The organism is Winogradskyella psychrotolerans, from assembly GCF_018860565.1.
Taxonomy (GTDB): domain Bacteria; phylum Bacteroidota; class Bacteroidia; order Flavobacteriales; family Flavobacteriaceae; genus Winogradskyella; species Winogradskyella damuponensis.
Map to the genome: position 1 here is coordinate 440,474 of NZ_JAHKPS010000018.1, position 23,534 is coordinate 464,007.

General features: G+C 33.4%; 18 protein-coding genes. 3 read left to right on the forward strand and 15 right to left on the reverse strand.

The window, feature by feature from the left end:
* Positions 1 to 44 precede the first annotated feature (44 nt).
* Positions 45 to 1,676, reverse strand: a complete 1,632-nt coding sequence (locus KO504_RS08515; RefSeq protein WP_215925904.1) for an isocitrate lyase — start codon at positions 1,674 to 1,676, stop codon at positions 45 to 47.
* A gap of 83 nt (positions 1,677 to 1,759) precedes the next feature.
* The gene (aceB, locus tag KO504_RS08520; RefSeq protein WP_215925906.1) at positions 1,760 to 3,352 is read right to left on the reverse strand and encodes a malate synthase A; all 1,593 of its coding nucleotides are present in this window, start codon (positions 3,350 to 3,352) and stop codon (positions 1,760 to 1,762) included.
* 119 nt (positions 3,353 to 3,471) lie between these two features.
* Between aceB and KO504_RS08525 the strand changes: the two genes are divergently transcribed.
* Positions 3,472 to 4,953: a helix-turn-helix domain-containing protein gene (locus tag KO504_RS08525; RefSeq protein WP_215925908.1), complete on the forward strand. Its 1,482-nt coding sequence runs from the start codon at positions 3,472 to 3,474 to the stop codon at positions 4,951 to 4,953.
* Between the two features lie 79 nt (positions 4,954 to 5,032).
* Here the strand turns inward: KO504_RS08525 and KO504_RS08530 are convergent, their stop codons facing one another.
* Both KO504_RS08530 and KO504_RS08535 read right to left on the reverse strand, forming a co-directional pair.
* Positions 5,033 to 7,624 carry a zinc-dependent metalloprotease gene (locus KO504_RS08530; RefSeq protein ID WP_215925910.1) on the reverse strand — a complete coding sequence of 864 codons (2,592 nt, stop codon included), beginning with the start codon at positions 7,622 to 7,624 and terminating at the stop codon, positions 5,033 to 5,035.
* Positions 7,625 to 7,811: 187 nt separating this feature from the next.
* Positions 7,812 to 8,480, reverse strand: coding sequence for an HAD family hydrolase (locus tag KO504_RS08535; RefSeq protein ID WP_215925912.1), 669 nt, complete (start codon positions 8,478 to 8,480; stop codon positions 7,812 to 7,814).
* Positions 8,481 to 8,665: 185 nt separating this feature from the next.
* On the opposite strand from KO504_RS08535, the gene KO504_RS08540 reads away from it, so the two are divergent.
* Positions 8,666 to 8,824, forward strand: a complete 159-nt coding sequence (locus tag KO504_RS08540; RefSeq protein WP_215925914.1) for a hypothetical protein — start codon at positions 8,666 to 8,668, stop codon at positions 8,822 to 8,824.
* 93 nt (positions 8,825 to 8,917) lie between these two features.
* Here the strand turns inward: KO504_RS08540 and acs are convergent, their stop codons facing one another.
* The 11 genes from acs to KO504_RS08595 form a co-directional block, all read right to left on the reverse strand.
* Positions 8,918 to 10,825: an acetate--CoA ligase gene (gene acs, locus KO504_RS08545; protein WP_215925916.1), complete on the reverse strand. Its 1,908-nt coding sequence runs from the start codon at positions 10,823 to 10,825 to the stop codon at positions 8,918 to 8,920.
* An 80-nt stretch (positions 10,826 to 10,905) separates the two neighbouring features.
* Positions 10,906 to 12,804: an AMP-binding protein gene (locus tag KO504_RS08550; protein WP_215925918.1), complete on the reverse strand. Its 1,899-nt coding sequence runs from the start codon at positions 12,802 to 12,804 to the stop codon at positions 10,906 to 10,908.
* Between the two features lie 294 nt (positions 12,805 to 13,098).
* The gene (locus KO504_RS08555) at positions 13,099 to 13,464 is read right to left on the reverse strand and encodes a response regulator transcription factor (RefSeq protein WP_215925920.1); all 366 of its coding nucleotides are present in this window, start codon (positions 13,462 to 13,464) and stop codon (positions 13,099 to 13,101) included.
* A 16-nt stretch (positions 13,465 to 13,480) separates the two neighbouring features.
* Positions 13,481 to 16,168 carry a sensor histidine kinase gene (locus KO504_RS08560; protein ID WP_215925922.1) on the reverse strand — a complete coding sequence of 896 codons (2,688 nt, stop codon included), beginning with the start codon at positions 16,166 to 16,168 and terminating at the stop codon, positions 13,481 to 13,483.
* Positions 16,161 to 16,355 carry a hypothetical protein gene (locus KO504_RS08565; RefSeq protein WP_215925923.1) on the reverse strand — a complete coding sequence of 65 codons (195 nt, stop codon included), beginning with the start codon at positions 16,353 to 16,355 and terminating at the stop codon, positions 16,161 to 16,163. Before KO504_RS08565 ends, KO504_RS08560 begins: the two co-directional genes overlap by 8 nt.
* Before the next feature lie 136 nt (positions 16,356 to 16,491).
* Entirely contained in the window at positions 16,492 to 18,258 is a 1,767-nt protein-coding gene (locus tag KO504_RS08570; protein ID WP_215925925.1) for a sodium:solute symporter family protein, read from the reverse strand.
* Positions 18,259 to 18,289: 31 nt separating this feature from the next.
* On the reverse strand, positions 18,290 to 18,550 hold the full coding sequence (locus tag KO504_RS08575; protein ID WP_215925927.1) for a DUF4212 domain-containing protein: 261 nt from the start codon (positions 18,548 to 18,550) through the stop codon (positions 18,290 to 18,292).
* 13 nt (positions 18,551 to 18,563) lie between these two features.
* Entirely contained in the window at positions 18,564 to 19,799 is a 1,236-nt protein-coding gene (locus KO504_RS08580; protein WP_215925929.1) for a hypothetical protein, read from the reverse strand.
* A gap of 109 nt (positions 19,800 to 19,908) precedes the next feature.
* Positions 19,909 to 20,328 carry an IS1/IS1595 family N-terminal zinc-binding domain-containing protein gene (locus KO504_RS08585; protein WP_215925931.1) on the reverse strand — a complete coding sequence of 140 codons (420 nt, stop codon included), beginning with the start codon at positions 20,326 to 20,328 and terminating at the stop codon, positions 19,909 to 19,911.
* A gap of 187 nt (positions 20,329 to 20,515) precedes the next feature.
* The gene (locus KO504_RS08590; protein WP_215925933.1) at positions 20,516 to 20,878 is read right to left on the reverse strand and encodes a DUF779 domain-containing protein; all 363 of its coding nucleotides are present in this window, start codon (positions 20,876 to 20,878) and stop codon (positions 20,516 to 20,518) included.
* A gap of 68 nt (positions 20,879 to 20,946) precedes the next feature.
* Entirely contained in the window at positions 20,947 to 22,446 is a 1,500-nt protein-coding gene (locus tag KO504_RS08595) for an aldehyde dehydrogenase family protein (RefSeq protein ID WP_215925935.1), read from the reverse strand.
* A gap of 172 nt (positions 22,447 to 22,618) precedes the next feature.
* On the opposite strand from KO504_RS08595, the gene KO504_RS08600 reads away from it, so the two are divergent.
* Entirely contained in the window at positions 22,619 to 23,533 is a 915-nt protein-coding gene (locus KO504_RS08600; protein ID WP_215925937.1) for an AraC family transcriptional regulator, read from the forward strand.
* The last annotated feature ends 1 nt before the right edge of the window (position 23,534 follow it).

Genomic DNA, 23,534 nt, shown 5'->3' on the forward strand with positions numbered 1-23,534 from the left:
TTTTTTAATTAAAATCAAAATAGTTATATGATAGTATTACCTACTTACGCTACCTCGCTTAATTTTTGATTGGTTTTATCATTCTTAGATTTTACTTCAAATTGGTTTGAGGTATTATTTACTCCACTCGCTTTTAAAGCTTTTTCACCTGCAAAAAATGTTTTATGATCATCACCAAGATCAGAACCTGCCATTCTTTGATGTTTTACACAAGACACGCTTTTACGAATCTCTTGTCGCTGTACACCTTTAACATAAGCTAACATACCTTCTTCTCCAAAATACCCTTCAGTTAAATCGTTCATATGAAGTGCTGTAGTATGATACGTTGGTAAGGTAATTAAGTGATGAAAAATACCAGCTTCTCTAGCGCCATCTATTTGAAACGTTTTAATTTTCTCATCTGCTCTATGGCATAATTCTGAATGATCGTATTCTGCATCCATTAAATTATTTCTATCGTAAGCCGTCATATTTTCACCTTCTGCAAGCATTTCATCAAAGACCTGATTACGGAAGTTTAAAGTCCAGTTAAACGATGGTGAATTATTATAAACCAATTTAGCATTTGGCACCACTTCTCTAATTCGGTTTACCATGTGTGCAATCTGTTTTACATTTGGTGTTGGAGTTTCAATCCACAATAAATCTGCACCATTTTGAAGACTTGTTACACAATCTAAAACAACACGATCAATATTAGAGCCCTCTTTAAACTTATACAAACCATTTGCTAGTCTAATTGGACGTACTAATTTACCATCACGCTTCAATAAAACATCGTCTTCTTTAGCGTTTTCTATCTCCACTTCTTCTGCATCAACAAACGCTAAATATTGCGAAGCTAGATCTCCTGGTTCTTGGCTTACTGGTAGTTTTTGAGTTAATCCTGCTCCTTCAGAATCTGTTCTTGCCACTATAATACCATCTTCTACACCTAACTCTAAAAAAGCATATCTCACCGCATTTAATTTTGCAATAAAATCTTCATGAGGCACAGTAACTTTCCCATCTTGATGCCCACATTGCTTCGCATCAGATACTTGGTTTTCAATTTGAATAGCACAAGCTCCAGCCTGAATCATCTTTTTTGCTAGCAAATACGTCGCTTCTTCATTTCCAAAACCTGCATCTATGTCTGCAATAATTGGAACGATATGTGTTTCAAAATTATCTATTTGATCTTGCACATCTTCTCCGTTCTCTTTCCTTCTAAACAAATCATTTAATTCAATAGCATCTGCTTGGCGTAAGAAATCATAAATCTCTTCAATAAGTCCTGAAACAGCAGTTTTCTCATGCATAGACTGATCTGGTAAGGGGCCAAATTCTGAACGCAATGCAGCCACCATCCAACCTGAAAGGTATAAATATTTTTTATTGGTTGTCTTATGATGCTTTTTTACAGCAATCATTTTTTGCTGCGCCACAAATCCATGCCAGCACCCTAAAGATTGTGTGTATTGTGATGTATCTGCATCGTACTCAGCCATATCTTTTCGCATAATTGCTGCTGTGTATTTTGCAATACCTAACCCTGTTCTAAATTGATTTTGAGCAACCATTCTAGCTGCACTTTCCGGATTAATGGCAGCCCAAGTTTGCCCGTACTTTTCTTTAAGATCTCTTACCGTTTGTAATGCTGAACGATAGTTAGTTTGTGCTAAATTTTTCATAATTTTGTTTTGATTATTAATGTTTATTCCAAATTTTGATAATTAGGTCTCGTTAACTATTCCAGTAGTTGCGAGACATTTTTTTAAATATATTGATAAGCTGAAAGTGTTAAAAACTCTTCAAATTCTTCTTGAGTCACTAAACGTTTAAAAAGTGCAATAGCTTCTGAAAACTTGGTACTTTTAATATGGTCCTCACCTACTTCTGTGATTAATTTTTCAACTTCATCATCAAACAAAGTGTCAAACAGCTCTTTATTAAAAGTTCTACCGTCTTCCAAAAAGGCTTCATTTTTTAACCATTGCCAAACTTGTGTTCTAGAAATTTCTGCTGTTGCCGCATCTTCCATTAAATTGTAAAGCGCCACAGCACCATAACCTCTTAACCAAGCTTCGAGATATAGAATACCGACATTAATGTTTTTTCTAATACCTGTTTCCGTAATCGTACCTAGTGGTAGTTCTACTAAATCCGCTTCAGTAACCACAACATCTTCGCGTTTATTAAAAATTTGATTTGGCGTTGGCATATATGTATCAAATTCTTTCATAGCAACTTCTACTAATGCAGGATGCGCCACCCAAGTACCATCGTGTCCGTTTTTTGCTTCACGTTCTTTATCAATTCGTACTTTTTCTAGTGCTGCTTTATTGGCTTCTGGATTATTTTTAATTGGAATTTGTGCCGCCATACCTCCCATAGCATGAATACCTCGCTTATGACAACGTTGAATCACTAAGTTAGAATAAGCTGCCATAAACGGTGTTACCATTGTAACCTGATCACGGTTTGGCACTATAAATCCATCGTGATTTCTGAATTTCTTAATGTATGAAAAAATATAATCCCATCGTCCGCAGTTTAAACCTACAATGTGCTCTTTCAACTCAAAAATAAATTCATCTAATTGAAAACTTGCTGTTATCGTTTCTACAAGCAAAGTAGCTTTAAATGTTCCGTTTGGAACGCCTAAATAATCTTGAGCGAACTCAAAAACAGCATTCCACCAACGGGCTTCCAAATAGTGTTCTAATTTTGGTAAATAGAAATATGGAGCAGAACTATTAGTTATTAATGCTTTGGTATTGTGAAATACATACAATCCAAAATCAAATAAACTCCCAGACATTTCCTGGCCATTAACTAATAGATGACGTTCGTTTAAATGCAATCCTCTAGGTCTTACTATTAGCACCGCCGTTTTATCATTAAGTTTATAGTGTTTTCCTCGCGCTTCGTCAATTAACTCAATAGTTCGATCGTTAGCATCTTTTAAGTTTTGCTGTCCCTCTAAAGTATTTTTCCAACTTGGAGCATTGCTATCTTCAAAATCTGCCATAAAGGTTTTTGCACCGGAATTTAATGCGTTAATAACCATTTTTCGATCCACAGGTCCTGTAATCTCTACTCTACGATCTAATAAATCTTTCGGAATGTCTGACGCTAACCAATCGCCTTCTCTAATCGCTTTTGTTTCTACAGGAAAAGAGGGAAACCCACCTTTATCAAACAGAGTTTGCTCTTTTTCTCTCCGCTTTAACAATTCTAAACGCGGTGTGTTAAATTTTTCTTGTAATGCTGAAAGAAAACTCAAAGCTTCCTCAGTTAAAAGTTCTGGATAGAAATGAGTTACCTCTGGTACAAATTTCATTGTTTGTTGTGTTGTTATTTCCATACTGATATATTTTGATGAAACAATGTTACAATCTATTTTTCAAAAAAACAAGCGAACGTTCGCTAAATATTTTTATTCGCTAAAAAATTATATTCGCAAATAGTAGTATATTTGTCACTATGGAACAAGAGTACATTAAATTAATTTTTGGCTTAAAACTGAAGCAAATCCGTACAGACAAAGAGCTATCACTATTTGGATTATCTAAATTATCGGGACTTTCAAAATCGTATTTAAACGAGATTGAAAAAGGAAAAAAATATCCTAAGCCAGATAAAATTGCCGCTTTATCTGAACATTTAGATGTACCATATGATGAAATGGTATCTTTAAAGCTTGATAAAAACTTAGCTCCTATTGGTGAGATTTTACAATCTAAATTACTAAAAGAAATTCCCTTAGAGCTATTCGGAATTCAAGAAAGTACTATGATTGATATTATTTCTAATGCACCTTCAAAGGTTACAGCATTTATAAGTACTATCATTGAAATTGCAAAAAATTACAGCTTTAGTAAAGAAAGTTTCTATTTAGCTTCTGTTAGATCTTTTCAGGAAGCCAACAATAACTATTTTGACCATTTAGAGCAGGCCGTTATTTCATTCTCAAAAACATATCAAGTTGATTTAACACAACCTCTTAATTCTAAAGAACTCGAAGAAATTTTAATCGAAGAATACGGTTATACAATTAACAAATCTGAATTAGAGTCGCATACAGCACTAGACAATTTACGTTCTATATTTATTCCTAAAACCAAAACATTATTATTAGCTAAACACATAGATGATGCTCAAAAAACATTTATTTACGCTAAAGAAATCGCCTATAACTATTTAAAAATTAGCGAGCGACTTTATACGTTTTCTTGGATTAAATTTGAAAATTTTGACCAGGTTCTTAATAATTTCTACGCCTCATATTTTGCTGGTGCTTTAATTATTCCAAGAACACGATTAGTTGCCGATTTAAAATTATTATTTTCTAAAAAATCCTTTAAGAACAGAGATTTTGAGCGCATTTTAAACAACTACAATGCCTCTCCAGAATCAATATACCAAAGATTAACCAATATTTTACCTAAAGATTTTAACCTTAAAAGCTTATTCTTTTTAAGATTTTCTCACAAAAAAAATAGCGATAATTACATATTAAATAAAGAGCTACACCTCTCTAAACAGCAATCTCCTCATGCCAATGAGACCAACGAACATTATTGCAGACGATGGGTTTCTCTAAAAGTATTAAAAGACATAAGCAAAACCAATAACACTCACGAATTTGACATCCAAATTTCTAATTATCCGAATGAAGGAAAAAGTTATTTAGTCCTATCTTCTGCTACAGCAGACCCTTTTATTTCAGACAGCTACAGAAGTGTTACAATTGGCATTCAAATTAACAATCAGTACAAAAAAAGAATTGCTTTTTCCAAAAGCAAATCTATACCTTCAGCAGAAGTTGGTGTTACTTGCGAACGTTGCACTATAAGTAACTGTGAAGTAAGACAAGTAGAACCAATAGTTGTTTTATCAAAACTGAAAGATGAGAAAATTGCACATGTTGTAAATGAATTACAAGAAAAGTTTAGCAAATTATAGAAGCCTATTAAATAAAAAAGCACAAACTGCATGATTAATTGCAATTTGTGCTTTTCCCCACAAGCCAAAGACGCGTTAACTATTTTATCTCTTTAAGTGCATTATCAATTAATGTACGTAAATGCTGCTTATGAGCTTTACTAGATATATTACCACTTGGTGCAGCCATAGTTCTAATTTGCTTTAAGTTGTATAACGCCATTGACTTAGCATTATTTGTAAAACGACTACTTTGCTTACCTGTAAGCATATCTATAAGCCTATTAGTATAAGATATTTGTAAGTTTTGTCTAAACGAATTTACGTTACCGTAAATATCTGCTTTAAAAATCGCACTATTTAGATCTGACATATATTTAGACAAGGTGTACTTATTACCATACAATTCACTATCTGTAATTCTCTGCAAGGTATTAGGATGTAAAATATGACTTAATACATTCTGTTGGTATGTTAATACTTGCTGGTGAATTTTTGGATCTTCTGGTCCTCTAAAAAAATTATAACCTCGACGCTGCATTGCTAAATAACTATACAAATCATTTGGCGCACTAAAGGCATCTGGTGAAAACGCATATTTAGATAAAGCTGTCATTGCTCTTTTTTGATCTTCTAAACTAACGGGCGTATAAGGCTGCGCAGCTCCTTTTTGTCCCACCATTGCTCTATCGACATATACACCACCTATAAACCTAGAAATTACATTTGCCGCTACTGCACGTTGACCACTTAATAAATAATAAGCACGTCTTAATTCTTGATAAGACTCACCCGTTTTAGAAAATTTAGTTTTAACATGATTCATCATACTATCCACCAACTTAATTCTATCTATAGAATACCCAATTTGATCGTTAGACAAATCTCCAATCATTACTCTAGGATCGATTGCTTTTCCTGGTGCGCGCATATCATCAGCATCATTACCAAATATTAATTCTGGCTCTGTAGATCTATTAAGTAAAGCTATTTTTTCTGCTTCAGACTGAAAAGGTGTGTATCCAAATTGAATTGCCCAAACATCATAAGGACCAACAGATGTATCGTAATACTGACCTTGTTTAGCTCTATTATTTGTAAGATTAATACCTGCATAATCCATTACAGAACCTGTTAAACATTTACCTTCAATAAATTCCTTATCAGCTAATTCTTCAGGTGAAAACAACTGACTTGCTTTCATGTTGTGGTTAAGCCCTAAGGTATGCCCAACCTCATGCATAATTAAAGCTAACATAGCTTCCTTTTTCATACGAGCCATTTCTAAATCTGAACCTCCTGAAGCCTCAACTACAGCTTGTCCAAACATGGTGTTTTCGTGCATTACATGACCAAAAGAACATAATACTTTATTCTTTTTTAAATAATCTGATGCATTAAATTCTGCGTCAGCTTTTGCCAAATCAAATAACTGATCATAAAATACTCTATTTGTAAAATGCACATATTCTAACATAATATCTGCACCAATTATTTCTCCAGTTTTTGGGTTTACAAAACTTGGTCCATAACCTCCAAATGGTGGATTTGGTGAAGATGTCCAACGCAATACATTATAATTAATATCTCCAGCATCCCAATCTGCATCATCTGGCTGTAATTTCACAACCATAGCATTTTTAAATCCCGCTTTTTCAAACGCTTTATTCCATTCTAAAACACCTTGTTTAATTGTCTCTCTCCACTCTATAGGTGTAGAGTTTTCCATCCACCAAGTAATTGGTTTTACCGGTTCTGAAATCGCAGCATTTGGATCTTTTTTAACCAAATTCCATCGGTGTACCAAATCTTTATATGGGGCAGAGTTAGTCGCTGTTTGGTCATTAACCTCAGTGGTAAAATAACCAACTCTAGGATCATCAAAACGAGGAGTATAATCATTATCTGGCATAGCAATTAAACTATGAAACACCTTAATGCTTACATTTCTACCATCAGTAACCGCTTGAGATCCTCCATTTAATACTGAAGGGTTTGAATAAACATATTCTACTTCAAGATTTGTATTATCATCATAGTTTTTAATACTATTAATTTTTGTTTTTGTCTTATCAAGATTACCAAGTGTAAAAGCCATAGGACTTGAACCTGGGAAACGAGGCGGCTTTATTTGAGCAAAAGTTTCTCTTAAAAACAAACCATCTGCTTTTATTAAGTATAACCCTTCTTTTTTATCATAGGCTTCTATCTTTACAGTTGCCATAATGCCTTCACTTGTGTTAGCATCTTTAGATTTAGAAATAGCATTTTCTGGATCGAAATAGAAGGACGTATTTTGAGATACAAATTCAATTTTATCATAAAACTTTTTTACTTTAAAAACTTTTGAACCTCCATAAGCTCCTCTAAACCTTCCTGCATCAACAACACCATTTGAAACTTGATTAAAATGAATATAATCTTTATCCAGATGCTCGTCACTAATTACCATTTGCAAAGCACCCGTAATAGTATCCCTATACATTGTAAAAAGGCCTTCTATTTTTTTACTTGACTTAGTAAGGTCTTTTATTGACTTTTCTTTTGATTTAGGCTTTGCAGCAGGAACTTCGGTTTTACTTTTTTTGTTTTTCTTTTTACGCTGGGCTTCTAGATTTTGAGGTGCCATAAAAGCAAACACAACAAATGCTAGAGACAAGAGTCTTAAAACATTTCGTTTTTTGATATTCATAATGATTAATTATTTATTAGTATAAATTTGATGACACACAAGATAAGGAATATCTTTCTAATAGTTTTAAAAACCTCAGAACTCTAATTTATAGAGGGTTTACTTCGTTTTTATAGCTAATAAAACAAAAAAATACGCGCTTTAACTACACAAAGATTAGAGCGTGGACTAAAATATAAGTTCCAAATTATGTTAGCTCAGAAAAAAAGGAGTGTTGTTTTGAAAATGCTAATGCATCAAAACTAGAAACAACAACATTTGCTAAGGTATAGTCTTGACCAGAAGAGTGTTTACTTTTAAAGCCTGCACAAAAAATACCTGCAGCATAAGCCGCTTTTATGCCATTTGTTGAATCTTCAATAACCATACATTCTGACTTATCAAAACCTGTATGCGCTGCTGCTTTTATAAAAATTTCGGGATGTGGTTTTGATTTTTCTAAATCGGCTCCACTGAATTTCCCTATAAAAAACGGATTCAAATTAAAACGATTAAAAATACGTTCTATATTTGGCATAGAAGCAGACGATGCAACAACTAGCTTTATACCATTGGCATGATAATCTTTTATGCATTCTAAAACCCCTTCTATTAAGGTTAAATCTGAATCATTTTCGAATAAATACTTAAAATGTTTTCGTTTGATATTTACTAAATGTTCTGGCTCTTCATTTAAATTAAAATAATCGACTAAACGGTTACATATATTAATGGTAGATTGCCCTGTAAAAGACTCGTAAAGCGTATCATCGACTTCAACATTTACATCTTTAAACATTTGATAGTAAGCTTTGCGATGTAAAGGCTCTGTGTCTACAATAACACCATCCATATCGAATAAAACAGCTTTAAGCATAGGTTTTCTTGTTTTCCGCTAAATTAGAAAAGTATTTTTTAAAACCAACTCTTAAACACCAATAAGCAATACCATTTTTTTAAATAAAACCGACAAAACCTAAAGCTTTATAATGAACTAAAATTCCTGTTTGATTATTTCAATTTAAAAAATGCTTAGTTTTACAATCTTATATTATTTCAATTATGGCGAAAAAAGGAAAAGAAAAAAACACCAATAACAAAGCCAAGCACAGCAAACTTATTGCTCAAAAAAAGAACAAAATCAAATCTAAATCAGAGGAACGAAAAGCGCGATTAAAAGCGATAGTTGCACTTGCAAAAACAACTAAGAGTACCGAGTGATTTTTTTTTATATTCTAAAAAAACTTCAACACGCTAAATAGCTTTAGCTCAACCATTCCACATATTAGATTTGATTTTGAAATTTAATTCTATTTATTTCACATTATCAATAATATGTTGAACAACCTCTGGATTTAAAAGTGTACTTGTATCTCCCAACTGATCAATTTCATTTGCTGCAATTTTTCTTAAAATTCTACGCATAATTTTACCAGACCTTGTTTTAGGTAAGCCTTCTGTAAACTGAACTTTATCGAGTTTAGCAATTGGTCCAATTCGATCTGTAATCAGCTGATTAATTTCCATTCTTAAGTTATCATGGTTTCTGCTTTCTCCAACATCTTTCAACGTAACATAACCATATAAAGCATTACCTTTAATATCATGTGGGAATCCTACAATTGCAGATTCGGAAACTGCTGGGTGCTCATTAATGGCATCTTCTATTGGAGCTGTTCCTAAATTATGTCCAGAAACGATAATTACATCATCTACACGACCAGTAATTCTGTAATAACCAACCTCATCTCTTAGCGCACCATCACCTGTAAAATATTTATTATCGTAGGCAGAAAAATACGTATCCTTATAGCGTTGATGATTTCCCCATATTGTTCTTGCCATTGCAGGCCATGGAAATTTAATACACAAACGACCTTCAACTTGGTTGCCTTTTATTTCTTCACCATTTTCGTCCATTAACGCTGGTTGAATACCTATAAATGGTAAGGTTGCATAAGTTGGTTTTGTTGGTGTAGAAAACGGAATTGGTGTAATCATAATACCTCCTGTTTCAGTTTGCCACCACGTATCTACAATTGGGCTTTTCTTTTTTCCAACGTTTTCATTATACCAATGCCAAGCTTCTTCATTTATTGGCTCTCCAACAGATCCTAATACTTTTAATGATGATAAATCATATTTATCTACAAAATCTGAACCTTGCTTCGCTAAAGCTCTAATAGCCGTTGGTGCTGTATAAAATTGTGAGACTTTATGCTTTTCAACAATCTCCCAAAAGCGTCCGTAATCTGGGTAACTTGGCACGCCTTCAAACATTACAGAAGTGGCTCCATTTGCTAATGGTCCATAAACAATATAGCTATGCCCTGTAATCCAACCAATATCTGCAGTACACCAATACACATCATTATCTCTATATTGAAACACATTTTTAAAGGTATAAGCCGTATAAACCATATAACCACCAATAGTATGAACCATACCTTTTGGCTTTCCTGTTGAACCAGATGTATATAGAATAAATAAAGGGTCTTCAGCATCCATAACTTCTGCCGCACAATCAGCATAAGCTTCTTCTAAAAGTGGTTTTAACCAAAAATCACGACCTTCTTCCATATTAATTTCTGAATGAATACGTTTAGCAACTAAAACAGACTCTATACCTGGAGTATCCTTTAAGGCTTCGTCTACAATACCTTTTAAGTCAATAGTTTTAGAACCACGATAAGAACCATCTGAAGTTATAACCATTTTAGCATTACAATCATTAATTCGCGACGAAACAGCTGTAGATGAGAAACCTGCAAAAATAACAGAATGTATAGCACCTATTCTTGCACAGGCTAAAACTGAAATTGCTAATTCCGGAATCATTGGTAAATAAATACAAACAACATCGCCTTTTTTAATTCCTTTATCTTTTAATACGTTGGCAAACTTACAAACCCGCTCATGTAATTGCCTATATGTAATATGCTCTGTCTCTTCTTCTGGATTATTAGGTTCAAATAAAAGCGCTGTTTTATCTCCTCTGGTATGTAAATGTCTATCTAAACAGTTTTCTGTAATGTTAAGTTTTGCATCTTCAAACCACTTAAATTCAGCTTTACTAAAATCATAGCTTAAAACGTTAGACCATTTCTTTTTCCATATAAAATGCTCTTCAGCTATTTCTTCCCAGAATTGTTCTGGATTTCTTACTGATTTTCTATAAACCTGAAAATATTCTTCAAATTGTTTGATGTGATAATTACTCATGTTTTATTAATTTAGTAGTATTAATTAGATTTCAAACCCCTAATAGATTCGCATGAAAATCTAATTTTTATTAGTTTATGTTATTTATTATGAATTCCAATATTATGTTTTTGATATACTGATTTTATCTCTTCTACTATAGCAACATCATCAATTGTTGATGGTATATTGAATTGTTGTTCATCTGCAATATTTCGCAATAATTTCCGAAGCGTCTTACCACTTCTTGTTTTTGGCAAACGTTCTACAACAAGCACATCTCTAAAAGATGCCACAGCACCTATTTCGCGCCTTACGTCTTGTATAATTTCTTTTTGAACTAAATCTTCAACATAAGCCTTATCAGACTTTAAAACGACCAAACCTAAAGGTTTTTGCCCCTTAATTTCACAATGTACACCAAACACAGCACATTCTGCAACCGATTGGTGGGAAGCTACTATTTCTTCCATTTCTGCTGTTGATAGACGATGACCAGCTACATTAATAATATCATCTACACGACCTGTGATAAATACGTAACCGTCTTCATCGATATAACCACCATCTCCTGAAAAATAACACCCAGGAAAACGATGTAAATAACCAAACTTGAAACGCTCTGGATTTTCCCAAAGATTACTTAAAGTACCTGGAGGTAATGGCAGTTTCACTGCTACATAACCTTCGACAGTAGGTTCAACTTCTTCTCCGTCTTCGTTTAAAATTTTAATATCATATCCACAAACAGGTAGGCCTGCCGATCCTGGTTTTATAGGCTGCAAACCTACTCCTACCATATTCGCCAACATTGGCCAGCCACTTTCGGTTTGCCACCAATGATCTATTACAGGAATGTTTAATTGTTTTTCTGCCCAAGTTAACGTCGATACATCACATCGCTCACCTGCCAAAAATTGGTATTTTAGGCATGATAAGTCATATTGTTTAAGCATATCTCCCTCAGGATCTTCTTTTTTAATGGCTCTAATTGCTGTTGGCGCTGTAAACATAGCTTTTACATTATGTTCACTAATAACACGCCAAAACGTTGAAGCGTCAGGTGTTTTTATAGGCTTCCCCTCAAAAACGATACTTGTATTTCGATTTAATAAAGGTCCATAAACAATAAAACTGTGACCAACAACCCAACCGACATCACTAGCAGCCCAAAACGTTTCTCCTTCATCTACTCCATAAATATATTTCATTGAAAATTTTAACGCCGTAGCATAACCTCCCGTATCTCTAATAATTCCTTTTGGTGTACCTGTTGTTCCTGAAGTATACAACACATAAGAAGGGTGTATGGACGCTACTGAAACAGCTTCAACAGACGGCGAATCTTCTACTAAAGTTTTATAATCTACATCATAAGCTTTCTTAGGTATTTCGACACCTAATTGTCTATCAAAAACAATAACATGTTCTGGCTTATTTTTAGATTTGTCTATAGCTTCGTCTACAAATGGCTTATAAGGAATAATACGTTTAATTTCTACTCCATTTGATGCTGTAATAATTGCTTTAGGTTTACAATCATCAATACGAATAGCTAACTCATGCGGTGCAAAACCACCAAATACTACAGAGTGAATAACACCAAGTCTTGCACAAGCTAACATTGCATAAGCAGCTTGCGGAATCATAGGCATATAAATAATACAGGTATCTCCTTTTTTAAGGCCTAAATTCTGTAAGCCTCCAGCTAACTTAGAAACTTCGTGGTGCAACTGATTAAAGGTAATGTGCTGTTTTGTATTGGTAACTGGAGAATCATAAATTAATGCGTTTTGCTCTCCAAAACCATCGTTGATATGCTTATCAATACACAAATAACTTAAATTAAGTTCGCCATCTTCAAACCATTGATTATAGTCGTATTCATCTTTAGACAAAATCGTCTGAGGAGATGTAAACCAATCAATTTCATTGGCTTGATTCTTCCAAAATTGTTCTGGATTATTAATGCTTTCGTTGTAAAAATTTTGGTATTTCATGACTTTACTTTTTTAGAATTAAGCAAGCCAAACCAATTAGGATTAAGCACCTTCAGCTTGATAAGGGCCCAAATAATAACCACAAAGCAAATGCCCACAACTATAGAAAGCACAGGAGTTACATTCGTAATGTTTTCGTATTTAAACCTAATAAAAAGCGTAGCTATAACATAGATGCTTATAATTATATCTGACGCTAGTGGATTAATGTGAAATTTCATGTCTTTAAATTTTAATTAAACTTAGTTTGTTTGCACACAGAACTAATTTAAAAAAGACCTAAAAGACTGTTTCTTAAGTCACAAGTTCCAATATTTCTGAAACTATTTTTTTTACTGAAAAAGGTTTGGTTAAATATTTATCTGCTCCAAGTTTTAAACCCTTTTCAATATCTGAAGCTTTATTTTTTGCTGTTAAAAACACCACTTTAATGTGCTTTAAACTTTCAGATTCTTTTATATACGATAATGTCTGATAACCATCTACATTAGGCATCATAATATCTAACAAAATGACATCAGGAATATGATGTTTTAATATTTCTAAAGCCTCACTTCCGTCTCTTGCAATAAACACTTCAAATCCTTGTTTTTTAAAAGTGTATTCTAACGACATGACAATATTTGGCTCATCGTCTACAATTAAAATTTTCTTCGTCATACTTTAGGGTTTCAATTTACTTAAAAGGGATTGTAAAAACAAGTGTTGCGCCGTTTTTTATATCTTTTTTTGCCCAAATTTTTCCGTTGTGCTTTTCTACAATTTGCTTTGTTATCGCCAAACCCAAACCACTCCCTTCTGGTTTTCTTGTGTTTTGGTCTTGTGATTGATAAAATTTATCGAAAATATAAAGAAAATCTTCTTCTAAAATTCCTTTACCATTATCTGAAACTGAAATTTCTATAAGTTGATTTCCTAATTTATAATCGACTATAATTTTGCCCGTTTTAGCCTCACAAAACTTGATGGCATTAGACAATAAATTGGTTAACACTTGAAGAATACGATCTTCATCATAACTAAGCATAAAAGAGTGCACATTATTATTTACAATTTGAACTTCTTTTTTTGCTGCAATTTGAGAAATACTAGAAATTGCTTTTGCAATTGTTCTCTGAATATCTTGTTCTTTTAGGTCTAACAATAAGCCTCCTGTTTCTAACTTTTCAAAATCTAAAATATTATTAATTAAGCGTCCTAAACGGTCAGAATCCTGTAGAATATTCTTTAAAAACTGCGCTTTTATCTCTTTGGGCATATCTTCATCATCCATAATAACTTCGGTTGCTGCTCGTATGCCTGTTATTGGAGTCTTAAGCTCATGTGCCACAGTATCCAAAAACTCATCTTTCTGTCTGTCTTTACTAATTAACTCCTCGTTAGCTTCTTTTAATCGGGATGTTAACTGAGATAACTCGTTTGATTTTTCTAGAAGTACTTTATTACTCACAATATTTTCTTTGGATTCTTCCAAAATCTTTAAAACCTCAACCAAACTAATCTGCTCCTCCTTTACCACACTTGCAATTAATATTTTTGCTGAAGCCGAACCAATGCTTCCCGTTAAGAGTTTTTCAGAAAAGTTAATTAAACGTGCATCTGCCAACTGTGTATCTTGTGATAGTTCATACTTTGTAAAAAAGATTCTCAGCGCACGTGCCGCTCTTTGCTCTCCCAAAAATCGGGCTAAAACATTTTTAATATCTGTTACATAAGCTTCACCTTTCCACACCAAGGCACTATCTTGAAGATTTGTAAAATTCTTACTATCCACAAACATCTCTGCGTAATTACGCTCTCTATAATTTCCTTTAGATAGTAACGAAAACGTTAAATAACAGAATAAATTTAGAGTCATACTCCAGAAGAAAGCATGTGATGGCGGACTTAAAAAATCGATTCCAAATAAAGCATAAGGCTTTAATGCCTCTATACCCAACAATCCATATTGTCGAAAATCATCCGTACCAGAATACACTTCTAATGTAAACGGTAACACCAAGGTATATATAGCAATACAAAACCCGACAATCATACCAATAATTGCTCCTTTTGAAGATCCACGATTCCAATACAAACCAATAAAAAACGATGGTGCCAATTGAGAAATAATCACAAATGAGATTAAACCAATAGAATATAACGATAAGGCTTTTGAAAACAAGACATAAAAGAAATACGCTGTAATAATGATGGTAAAAATAGAAATACGACGAATGGTCTTAATGTATTTGGAATTACGCTCAGGTTGATTTTTAATAAATTTATCTAGAAAACCATATGGAATCACCAAATTATTACTCACCATGGTAGACAAGGCTAATGTTGACACCACTACCATAGAAATCACCGCTGAAAAACCACCTAAAAACACAAGTGTTGCCAAAAAGGTATTGCCGTGTTCTAAAGGCAATAACAAGGTATAATATTCGGCATTTTCTGTAGAACCAAAAGTAAGCTTTCCTGCCCAAGCAATAAAAATCACGAAGCTATTAAATAACAATAAATACAATGGAAACAACCAAATCGCTTTCTTAAGATGCTTCTCCCTGTTATTTTCCAAAACAGTAACCTGAAATTGTCTTGGCAATAAAAAAACAACCATAAACGACAAGGCAATCATAAAAAACCAATTAAAGCCATCTTCTACCTTACCCAGGGTTGTTAAGTCTTTAAAGTTATCTGATACAGAAATTTTTTCATAAATATCAGAAGTACCATCAAACAAATAGAATGTAATATAAGTCCCGATGATTAGAAAGAAAATCAATTTCAATATAGATTCTAATGCCACAGTAGCGACAATCCCTTTATGTTTTTCAGAGGCATCTGTATTTTGAGTCCCAAAAAATGCAGCAAATATCGCCAGTAATAACGCCACATAAAAAGTAGAGTCATCAATAACAACCGTTGAGATATAACTATTATCTCCAGATATAATCTCAAAGGTTTCTGAAACAGCCTTTAACTGTAAAGATATATACGGCAAGGTTCCAAACAAGCAAATTACTGTAACCAAAGCACCTAAAAACCTATTATTTCCGTAGCGTAAAGAAATAAAATCGGCAATTGATGAAATTTTATGATGTTTTGAAATTCTTATAATTTTCCGAAGCAACACAATCCACAAAGGTGCTGCAATTACAGGACCTATATAAATGGGTAAAAAATGAATTCCCGAATTTGCAGCAATACCAACACTTCCGTAGTATGTCCAAGCAGAACAGTAAACGGCCAAAGACAATGTATAAACATAAGGGTTATTTACCCACTTACTTTGTCGTTTTTTTTCAGCAAGAAAAGCAATGTAAAATAACACCGCTAAATAAATGATAATAATAAAAACTAAGGAGTAACTATTCATAGTGACGTTTTAAAACGATATACGAAACCACAATAGATATTACCCAAAACGTAAATAAGGAAAAGTATAATATTGGAATCCCAAATATGGCGCCTTCAATATTAAAAATGAGGACAAAAGGAATATTAAACACAAAAAACAAAGCAATAGATAAAACTACTAATTTTTGTTCGTGACGTTTTTTCATGAATTCGTAATTATAAGCAGAAACAACTAAATATCTACTAATATAAGAAATCAGTATTACAAAAATTGCAATACTGATTCTCTAACTAAATAAAATTAAAATAATGATCTATAAAAATTTTACAAACACTATTGTTTTAATGGTCTTGAGCTTCACCAGCTCCAGAAGGTATTCTAATACTTTCAACCATATCTTGAACCTCTTGAGGTGGTGCTACTGATACTCTGGAAATCACAACAGAAACTACAAAATTAACGCACATCGCAATAGTTCCGAAACCTTCTGGCGATGTACCAAACCACCAATCTTCACTGGTTCCACCACCAAACATATCGAGTTTAAAGCGCATCATGTAATACATCATCAATGTAATACCAACAACCATACCTGCAATAGCTCCTTCTTTATTCATTCGTTTATCAAAAATGCCTAAAATAATGGCGGGAAAAAAGGAAGCGGCTGCGAGCCCAAAGGCGAGCGCGACGACGGCGGCGACAAACCCTGGCGGATTAATCCCAAAGTAACCTGCAATTAAAATCGCTACAAAAATTGAAATTCTTGCTGCCATTAATTCGCCTTTATCAGAAATATCTGGTCGTAATTGCTTTTTAATTAAATCGTGTGAAACTGATGTTGATATAACTAATAACAATCCTGCTGCGGTTGATAATGCTGCCGCTAATCCACCTGCTGCCACCAAGCCAATAACCCAGTTTGGTAAGTTAGCTATTTCAGGATTTGCCAATACCATAATATCTCTATCAACATATAACTCATTTACTTCATCACTATTATTGGTAACGAGACGCTCACCATGCTCACCTCTTGCCTCTGCATATTCTGGTTTACTACTCGACAATGAATTTCCGGCAACATATTGAATTTTACCATCTCCGTTTTTATCAGACCAAGCAATTAAACCTGTATTTTCCCAGTTTTTAAACCATACAGGAATATCTGCATAACGCTTATCACTTACCGTTTCAATTAAATTGGTTCTTGAAAAAACCGCTACAGCAGGAGCTGTGGTGTAAAGAATTGCAATTAAGAATAAAGCATATCCAGCAGATTTACGAGCATCTTTTACTTTAGGCACTGTGAAAAAGCGAACAATAACGTGTGGTAAACCTGCAGTACCAGCCATTAATGCTAAGGTAATTGCAAAAACATCCCATGTACTTTTAGTGCCACTTGTATATTCATGAAACCCTAATTCGGTATGTAATGTATCTAGCTTATCTAATAAAAAGGCACCACCTTCTACTTTACCTCCCATTCCTATTTGAGGAATAATATTTCCTGTCATTTGAAATGAAATGAAGAATGCTGGTACCATAAAAGCAAAAATCAATACGCAATATTGAGCCACTTGTGTATATGTAATACCTTTCATACCTCCCAATAAAGCGAATATCAAAACGACTGTCATCCCAATAAGAACACCTAAAGTAATATCTACTTGTAAAAATTGAGAAAAGACAATTCCAACTCCACGCATTTGACCTGCTACATAAGTAAATGATACAATTAAAGCACAAATTACAGCAACAGTCCTTGCCGTGTTAGAATAATACCTATCTCCAATGAAATCAGGCACAGTAAACTTTCCAAACTTTCGAAGGTAAGGCGCCAAAAGCAATGCTAACAACACATAACCTCCTGTCCATCCCATAAGATAAACAGACCCATCATAACCTGCGAATGAAATAATACCCGCCATACTTATAAAAGAGGCCGCACTCATCCAATCTGCAGCAGTTGCCATACCATTTGCCAATGGAGATACTCCTCCACCTGCAACATAAAATTCTTTTGTTGAGCCTGCTCTTGCCCATATTGCGATTCCGAAATACAGCGCAAAAGTAATGCCGACCAATAACCATGTCCATGTTTGTACACTCATAATATTTTTATTTAATGTTGTTAGTTATGGCTTACTCGTCGAAACCGTATTTTTTATCTAGTTTGTTCATTAGTCTTACGTATACGAATATTAATACCACGAATACATATATAGAGCCTTGTTGAGCAAACCAAAACCCAAGTTTGAAACCTCCAAGTTTAAACTGGTTTAACTCTTCTCTTAAAAGAATGCCACATCCAAAGGACACCACAAACCATATGGTTAGAAGTATAAATAAATACTTCACATTTTCTTTCCAGTACGCTGTTGCGTGTTTCTGCTTATCACTCATAGTTTTTTTCGTTTTATAGATAAATCATAGCTTGAAGTGAAATCGTATTTGCATCCATTTCACCATAACTCTGATTCATGTATTCTAATGTTAATTTTGAATTGTGTCCACTCATATACGCATTGATTCCTACACCTAAGGTAGACCTGTTATCATCAATAGCATCATAACTATGAGTTCCGTAACTGAGGTAAGGTTGAAATCTTGTCTTTAATTTGTCTCCATTTAAAACATAACCAACATGACCATAGAGCATACTTCCTGTTCCGTAAACTTTGTATAAATAATTTTTTCCGTAGTTGTTATTCTGATAAACCGCATAAGCTGTAATAGCACTTCCGTTTTCACCAATTGGTGCATCGTAAAAAGCATCTACTGCAAATATGGATACATCTTCTCCAACAATAGCTGTACCTGTATCTATCACGGCACCTTTAGGATGTAGAAAGAAGCCAGCACCAATATTGAATACTTTTTTCTCACCTAAATAAGTTCCAACTTTGTAAGGTAAAAAGTTAGACTCTTGATCTAAAAAATGGTAATCAAAATAACCAGCGTAAGTTTTCCCTGCTGCTTTAGATCCAAGACTAGAACGTCCATTATAAACCGCAGCACCATCAACAACAGCAGTTTGAGTATCTAATGAAGCCACAGAAGCATCATTAATAGCTACTCGATATTGCAGCTTATTGAAACTTCCTTTCATAAAGACGCCTAAATGTCTCGCAAATTGGTCTGATAAACCAAGAGTTGCCCATGACTGACGATTGTTGTCTAGCGTCATGATATTTAGCGTACTCTGATTGTTTAGTCTTGAAATTCCATTAAAATAATGTAAACCACCACCTACAGTATGATTTTCACCTAAACTGTATTGTGCCCAAACATCGTGAAAAAAAAGCTGAGAGCCGTCACCTTCACCGGTTAGACTTAAGGTAGTGCTCGTTAAACTGTTTAATCCAAAATGTGTAAGAATTAAAAAGTCTTTATTTATTTGAGCAAACATTAAAACCCTAGCGCGACGTAAATTAAAGTTTAACTTACTGTTTTCATTACCATTACTATCAAAAGTTTTATCGGTATTGTAATTGGCTTGAACTTGCGCCCAAGAAATTAATCGGAGATATTTTGAGCCATCTTCGTTAAATTTAAATTTAAGGCCACCCGAATAATCAGGAGAACCTTGGGCAATCATAAATTGAAAGAACATTATAAACAGTCCTATCAACAAAAAAGTTGATTTCTTCATGGTTTAAAAAAGATTAGTTAGTACTTAAATTAATTCTGTGTGCCCTACTAAGCTCTTAAAAACATCTGTTTAATTAATAAATTATATACTTATTTGTTAATTTGATATATTAATCCTTAAAACGCTCCCATTTAATGAGCATAAATTTATCTCCTAACTCAGTCACAACAACACCTGCGCCTTTTATATTTTCAGTTTCTAAAAAATACTTACCAAGTTCACTAGCATTTAAAATCTTATATGTTGGATGATAGTTTGTATTATATGGGCGCTTAATATTGTATTTTTTCACCCAATTCATCACACTTACATGCGAAACCCCAAGAATCCTTTCAATTTCTCTATAAGTAAGACCTTCTAAGTAAAGCTGCAATGATTTATTAACATAATAGTCATCTATCTTCTTACCTATTTTATTAACCGTAAAATAATAGTTGCATTTTTTACATCTATACCGCTGTCTTTTATTGACAATTCCGCTTTTAACGTACTGATCGCTACTACAATTTGGACATAAATCTATAGTCATATATATTTATTTAGCATAAATATACCAAATTAGCAATAAAAATAATCAGGAATAGTTAAAATATTTCATTTTTACTAAAAATAAGCCCTAAAACATATCATATTAGCTGTAATTTGAAATAAAATTATGAAAACACAAAAAGCCCACATACATCGTATATGGACTCTTTAGATATATATTCTTGAAGTTATTCGTCTTTCATATTAAAGTAAGCGTTCTCTTCTTCGGTTAGTAATCGCGAATGAATTAAAAACCTGAGTCCCAAAGGAATCTCTAACGAAAAACTCGCTCCTCTACCTTCCGTAACGTCTACAGTTAAGTGGGTATGTTTCCAATATTCAAACTGATCTTGATTCATATAAAAACTAACCCCTTCAACTTCACCTAAAAGTATATCACTTTCATCTAGATACATGTCTCCTTTTTCAAAAATCATTGGTGCAGAGCCATCACAACACCCCCCACTTTGATGAAAAATTAATTCACCATGTTTCGCTTTTAATTGTCTTACAACCTCTGCAGCTTTATCTGTTATTTCTACTCGTTTCATAATTTATGGTATAAAAAAAGGCTGAATTACATCTATTAATCCAGCCTTAATCAGCTATTAATTAACTTCTAAAAGAAGCCTAATTTGTTCTTATCGTAAGAAATTAACATGTTCTTGGTTTGTCTATAATGACTCATCATCATTAAATGATTCTCTCTACCAAACCCAGATTTCTTATAGCCTCCAAACGGTGCATGAGCAGGATAAGCATGATAACAGTTTACCCAAACACGACCTGCTTTTATAGCTCTTGGTATTTGGTATAATTGGTGAGCATCACGTGTCCAAACTCCAGCTCCTAAGCCATAAAGCGTATCATTTGCAATTTCTATAGCTTCAGCTTCATCTTTAAACTTTGTCACACACACCACTGGACCAAAAATTTCTTCTTGAAATACACGCATTTTATTGTGACCTTCTAAAATTGTAGGCTTAATATAATAACCGTTAGCCAAATCACCTTCTAATTTATTAGCTTCTCCACCTGTTAAAACTTTAGCTCCTTCTTCTCTTCCAATTTCAAAATAAGATTGTATTTTTTCATATTGATCATTAGACGCTTGTGCTCCAACCATAGAATTCACATCATAAGGACTTGTTTGCACAATAGCCTCTGTTCTTGCTACAACACGCTCCATAAACGCATCATAAATATCTTCTTGCACTAAAATTCTAGAAGGACACGTACAAACTTCACCCTGATTAAAGGCAAACAAAACAGCTCCTTCAATAGCTTTATCTAAAAAGGCATCATCTTCATCCATTACACTATTAAAGAATACATTTGGGGACTTTCCACCTAATTCCATGGTCACTGGATTTAAGTTTTTAGAAGCATATTGCATAATTAACTGTCCAGTTGTAGTTTCTCCTGTAAAAGCCACTTTATCCACTTTAGAACTCGACGCTAAAGGCTTTCCGGCTTCTGGACCAAAACCATGAACAATATTTAATACACCTGGAGGAAACACATCTGCAATTTTCTCCATTAACAATGTTGCAGATGATGGAGTTTGTTCTGCAGGTTTTAAAACCACACAGTTACCAGTTGCTAAAGCAGGAGGTAATTTCCACGATAACATTAATAAAGGAAAGTTCCATGGAATAATTTGCCCCACCACACCTAAGGGCTCTTTAATATTCATAGACAAGGTGTTCTGATCTAATTCTGTAGCACTACCTTCTTCTGACCTAATACATGCTGCAAAATAACGCCAATGATCTACAGATAAAGGGATATCGGCATTTAAGGTTTCACGAATTGGCTTACCATTATCACAAGTTTCAACAACGGCGAATTCTTCTAAATTAGCTTCAATAATATCTGCTACTTTATTTAAAAGCGTAGCACGTTCTGTTGCCGAGGTATTTCCCCAAGCCTCTTTAGCTGCATTTGCTGCATCAACAGCATTTTCGATATCTTCTTTTTGCGATCTAGGATATTTTGAAATTAATGTCCCATCTACAGGAGAGGTGTTTTCAAAATATTCTCCACCTACGGGTGGCACAAATTTTCCATTAATAAAATTGAAATACTTTTCTTTAAATTGTGGTTTAGAATAACTCATACCTTAATGTGTTTATTTATTAGTTTATAATTTTAATAGCCAAAAAACTGACTATTTAATAATTTTGATAAAGTTATTTTATCATATTCCAAATAACTTGAACATATTTATTATATTTTTGAACATATCTATTATTAACAATTTTTAAGACTATTTTTTTGTAATATTGAATATGAGCAACTTATTATCTCAACATAAAAGCCACAGAAAACTAACTACTTTAGTAGAGAATAGAACGACTTATAATGCTGAATATGCAGAGCTTAATATTTATGAAACACATGCTATAGCAGAAAAAGTATCATTAAAATTTGACTTCCCTATTATTGCAAGTATGCTCACCGGAAAAAAAGTAATGCACCTAGAAGGTTTTGATGCTTTTGATTTTTTCCCTGGAGAATCTGTTGTAATGCCAACTAATAAGGAAATGATAATTGATTTCCCTATCGCAACTAAAAACAAACCAACCCAATGCTTAGCTCTAGGAATTGATGCCTTTAAAATAGAAGAAGTTGTAGGGAAATTTAATCACAATGTGGCTATTGAAAATGAAAACAATAATTGGGATTTAGACGAATCTGCATCACACCTTATAAATAATGTTGATGTCAACCATTTAATAGAACGACTAACTTACACATTTACAAACACTAATAAATCTAAAGATGTCTTATTAGATTTAATGATTCAAGAATTAATTATAAGATTACTTCAAACCAAAGCCAAATCTCTAATTACTAATGACACTCATATTTTTACAGATACTAGAATCGGGACTGTCATTAAATTCATTAAAGAAAATTTAACCAATAAGGATATCTCAGTAGACCAATTAGCAGAGAAAGCTTATATGAGCACCTCTCATTTTCACAAACAGTTTAAAAATACTTTAGGCATCTCGCCCATTGATTATATCAATTCAGAAAAAATTAAATTTTCTAAAAAACTCATCAAAACATCTCAGAATTTAAGAATGTCTGAAATTGCATTTAAATCGGGGTTTAACAACACCAGTTACTTTAACCGACAATTTAAAAAAATGGAAATGATGACACCTCATCAATTTAAAGCATCTATAAGTAAATAGA

Excerpts from the sequence above, each read along its gene's own strand:
- acs (WP_215925916.1), bottom strand. The coding sequence starts at position 10,825 with ATGAGTAATTATCACATCAAACAATTTGAAGAATATTTTCAGGTTTAT.
- KO504_RS08535 (WP_215925912.1), bottom strand. The coding sequence starts at position 8,480 with ATGCTTAAAGCTGTTTTATTCGATATGGATGGTGTTATTGTAGACACA.
- KO504_RS08525 (WP_215925908.1), top strand. The coding sequence starts at position 3,472 with ATGGAACAAGAGTACATTAAATTAATTTTTGGCTTAAAACTGAAGCAA.
- aceB (WP_215925906.1), bottom strand. The coding sequence starts at position 3,352 with ATGGAAATAACAACACAACAAACAATGAAATTTGTACCAGAGGTAACT.
- KO504_RS08515 (WP_215925904.1), bottom strand. The coding sequence starts at position 1,676 with ATGAAAAATTTAGCACAAACTAACTATCGTTCAGCATTACAAACGGTA.
- KO504_RS08530 (WP_215925910.1), bottom strand. The coding sequence starts at position 7,624 with ATGAATATCAAAAAACGAAATGTTTTAAGACTCTTGTCTCTAGCATTT.
- KO504_RS08565 (WP_215925923.1), bottom strand. The coding sequence starts at position 16,355 with ATGAAAAAACGTCACGAACAAAAATTAGTAGTTTTATCTATTGCTTTG.
- KO504_RS08570 (WP_215925925.1), bottom strand. The coding sequence starts at position 18,258 with ATGAGTGTACAAACATGGACATGGTTATTGGTCGGCATTACTTTTGCG.
- KO504_RS08540 (WP_215925914.1), top strand. The coding sequence starts at position 8,666 with ATGGCGAAAAAAGGAAAAGAAAAAAACACCAATAACAAAGCCAAGCAC.
- KO504_RS08575 (WP_215925927.1), bottom strand. The coding sequence starts at position 18,550 with ATGAGTGATAAGCAGAAACACGCAACAGCGTACTGGAAAGAAAATGTG.
- KO504_RS08560 (WP_215925922.1), bottom strand. The coding sequence starts at position 16,168 with ATGAATAGTTACTCCTTAGTTTTTATTATTATCATTTATTTAGCGGTG.
- KO504_RS08595 (WP_215925935.1), bottom strand. The coding sequence starts at position 22,446 with ATGAGTTATTCTAAACCACAATTTAAAGAAAAGTATTTCAATTTTATT.
- KO504_RS08550 (WP_215925918.1), bottom strand. The coding sequence starts at position 12,804 with ATGAAATACCAAAATTTTTACAACGAAAGCATTAATAATCCAGAACAA.
- KO504_RS08600 (WP_215925937.1), top strand. The coding sequence starts at position 22,619 with ATGAGCAACTTATTATCTCAACATAAAAGCCACAGAAAACTAACTACT.
- KO504_RS08580 (WP_215925929.1), bottom strand. The coding sequence starts at position 19,799 with ATGAAGAAATCAACTTTTTTGTTGATAGGACTGTTTATAATGTTCTTT.
- KO504_RS08590 (WP_215925933.1), bottom strand. The coding sequence starts at position 20,878 with ATGAAACGAGTAGAAATAACAGATAAAGCTGCAGAGGTTGTAAGACAA.
- KO504_RS08585 (WP_215925931.1), bottom strand. The coding sequence starts at position 20,328 with ATGACTATAGATTTATGTCCAAATTGTAGTAGCGATCAGTACGTTAAA.
- KO504_RS08555 (WP_215925920.1), bottom strand. The coding sequence starts at position 13,464 with ATGACGAAGAAAATTTTAATTGTAGACGATGAGCCAAATATTGTCATG.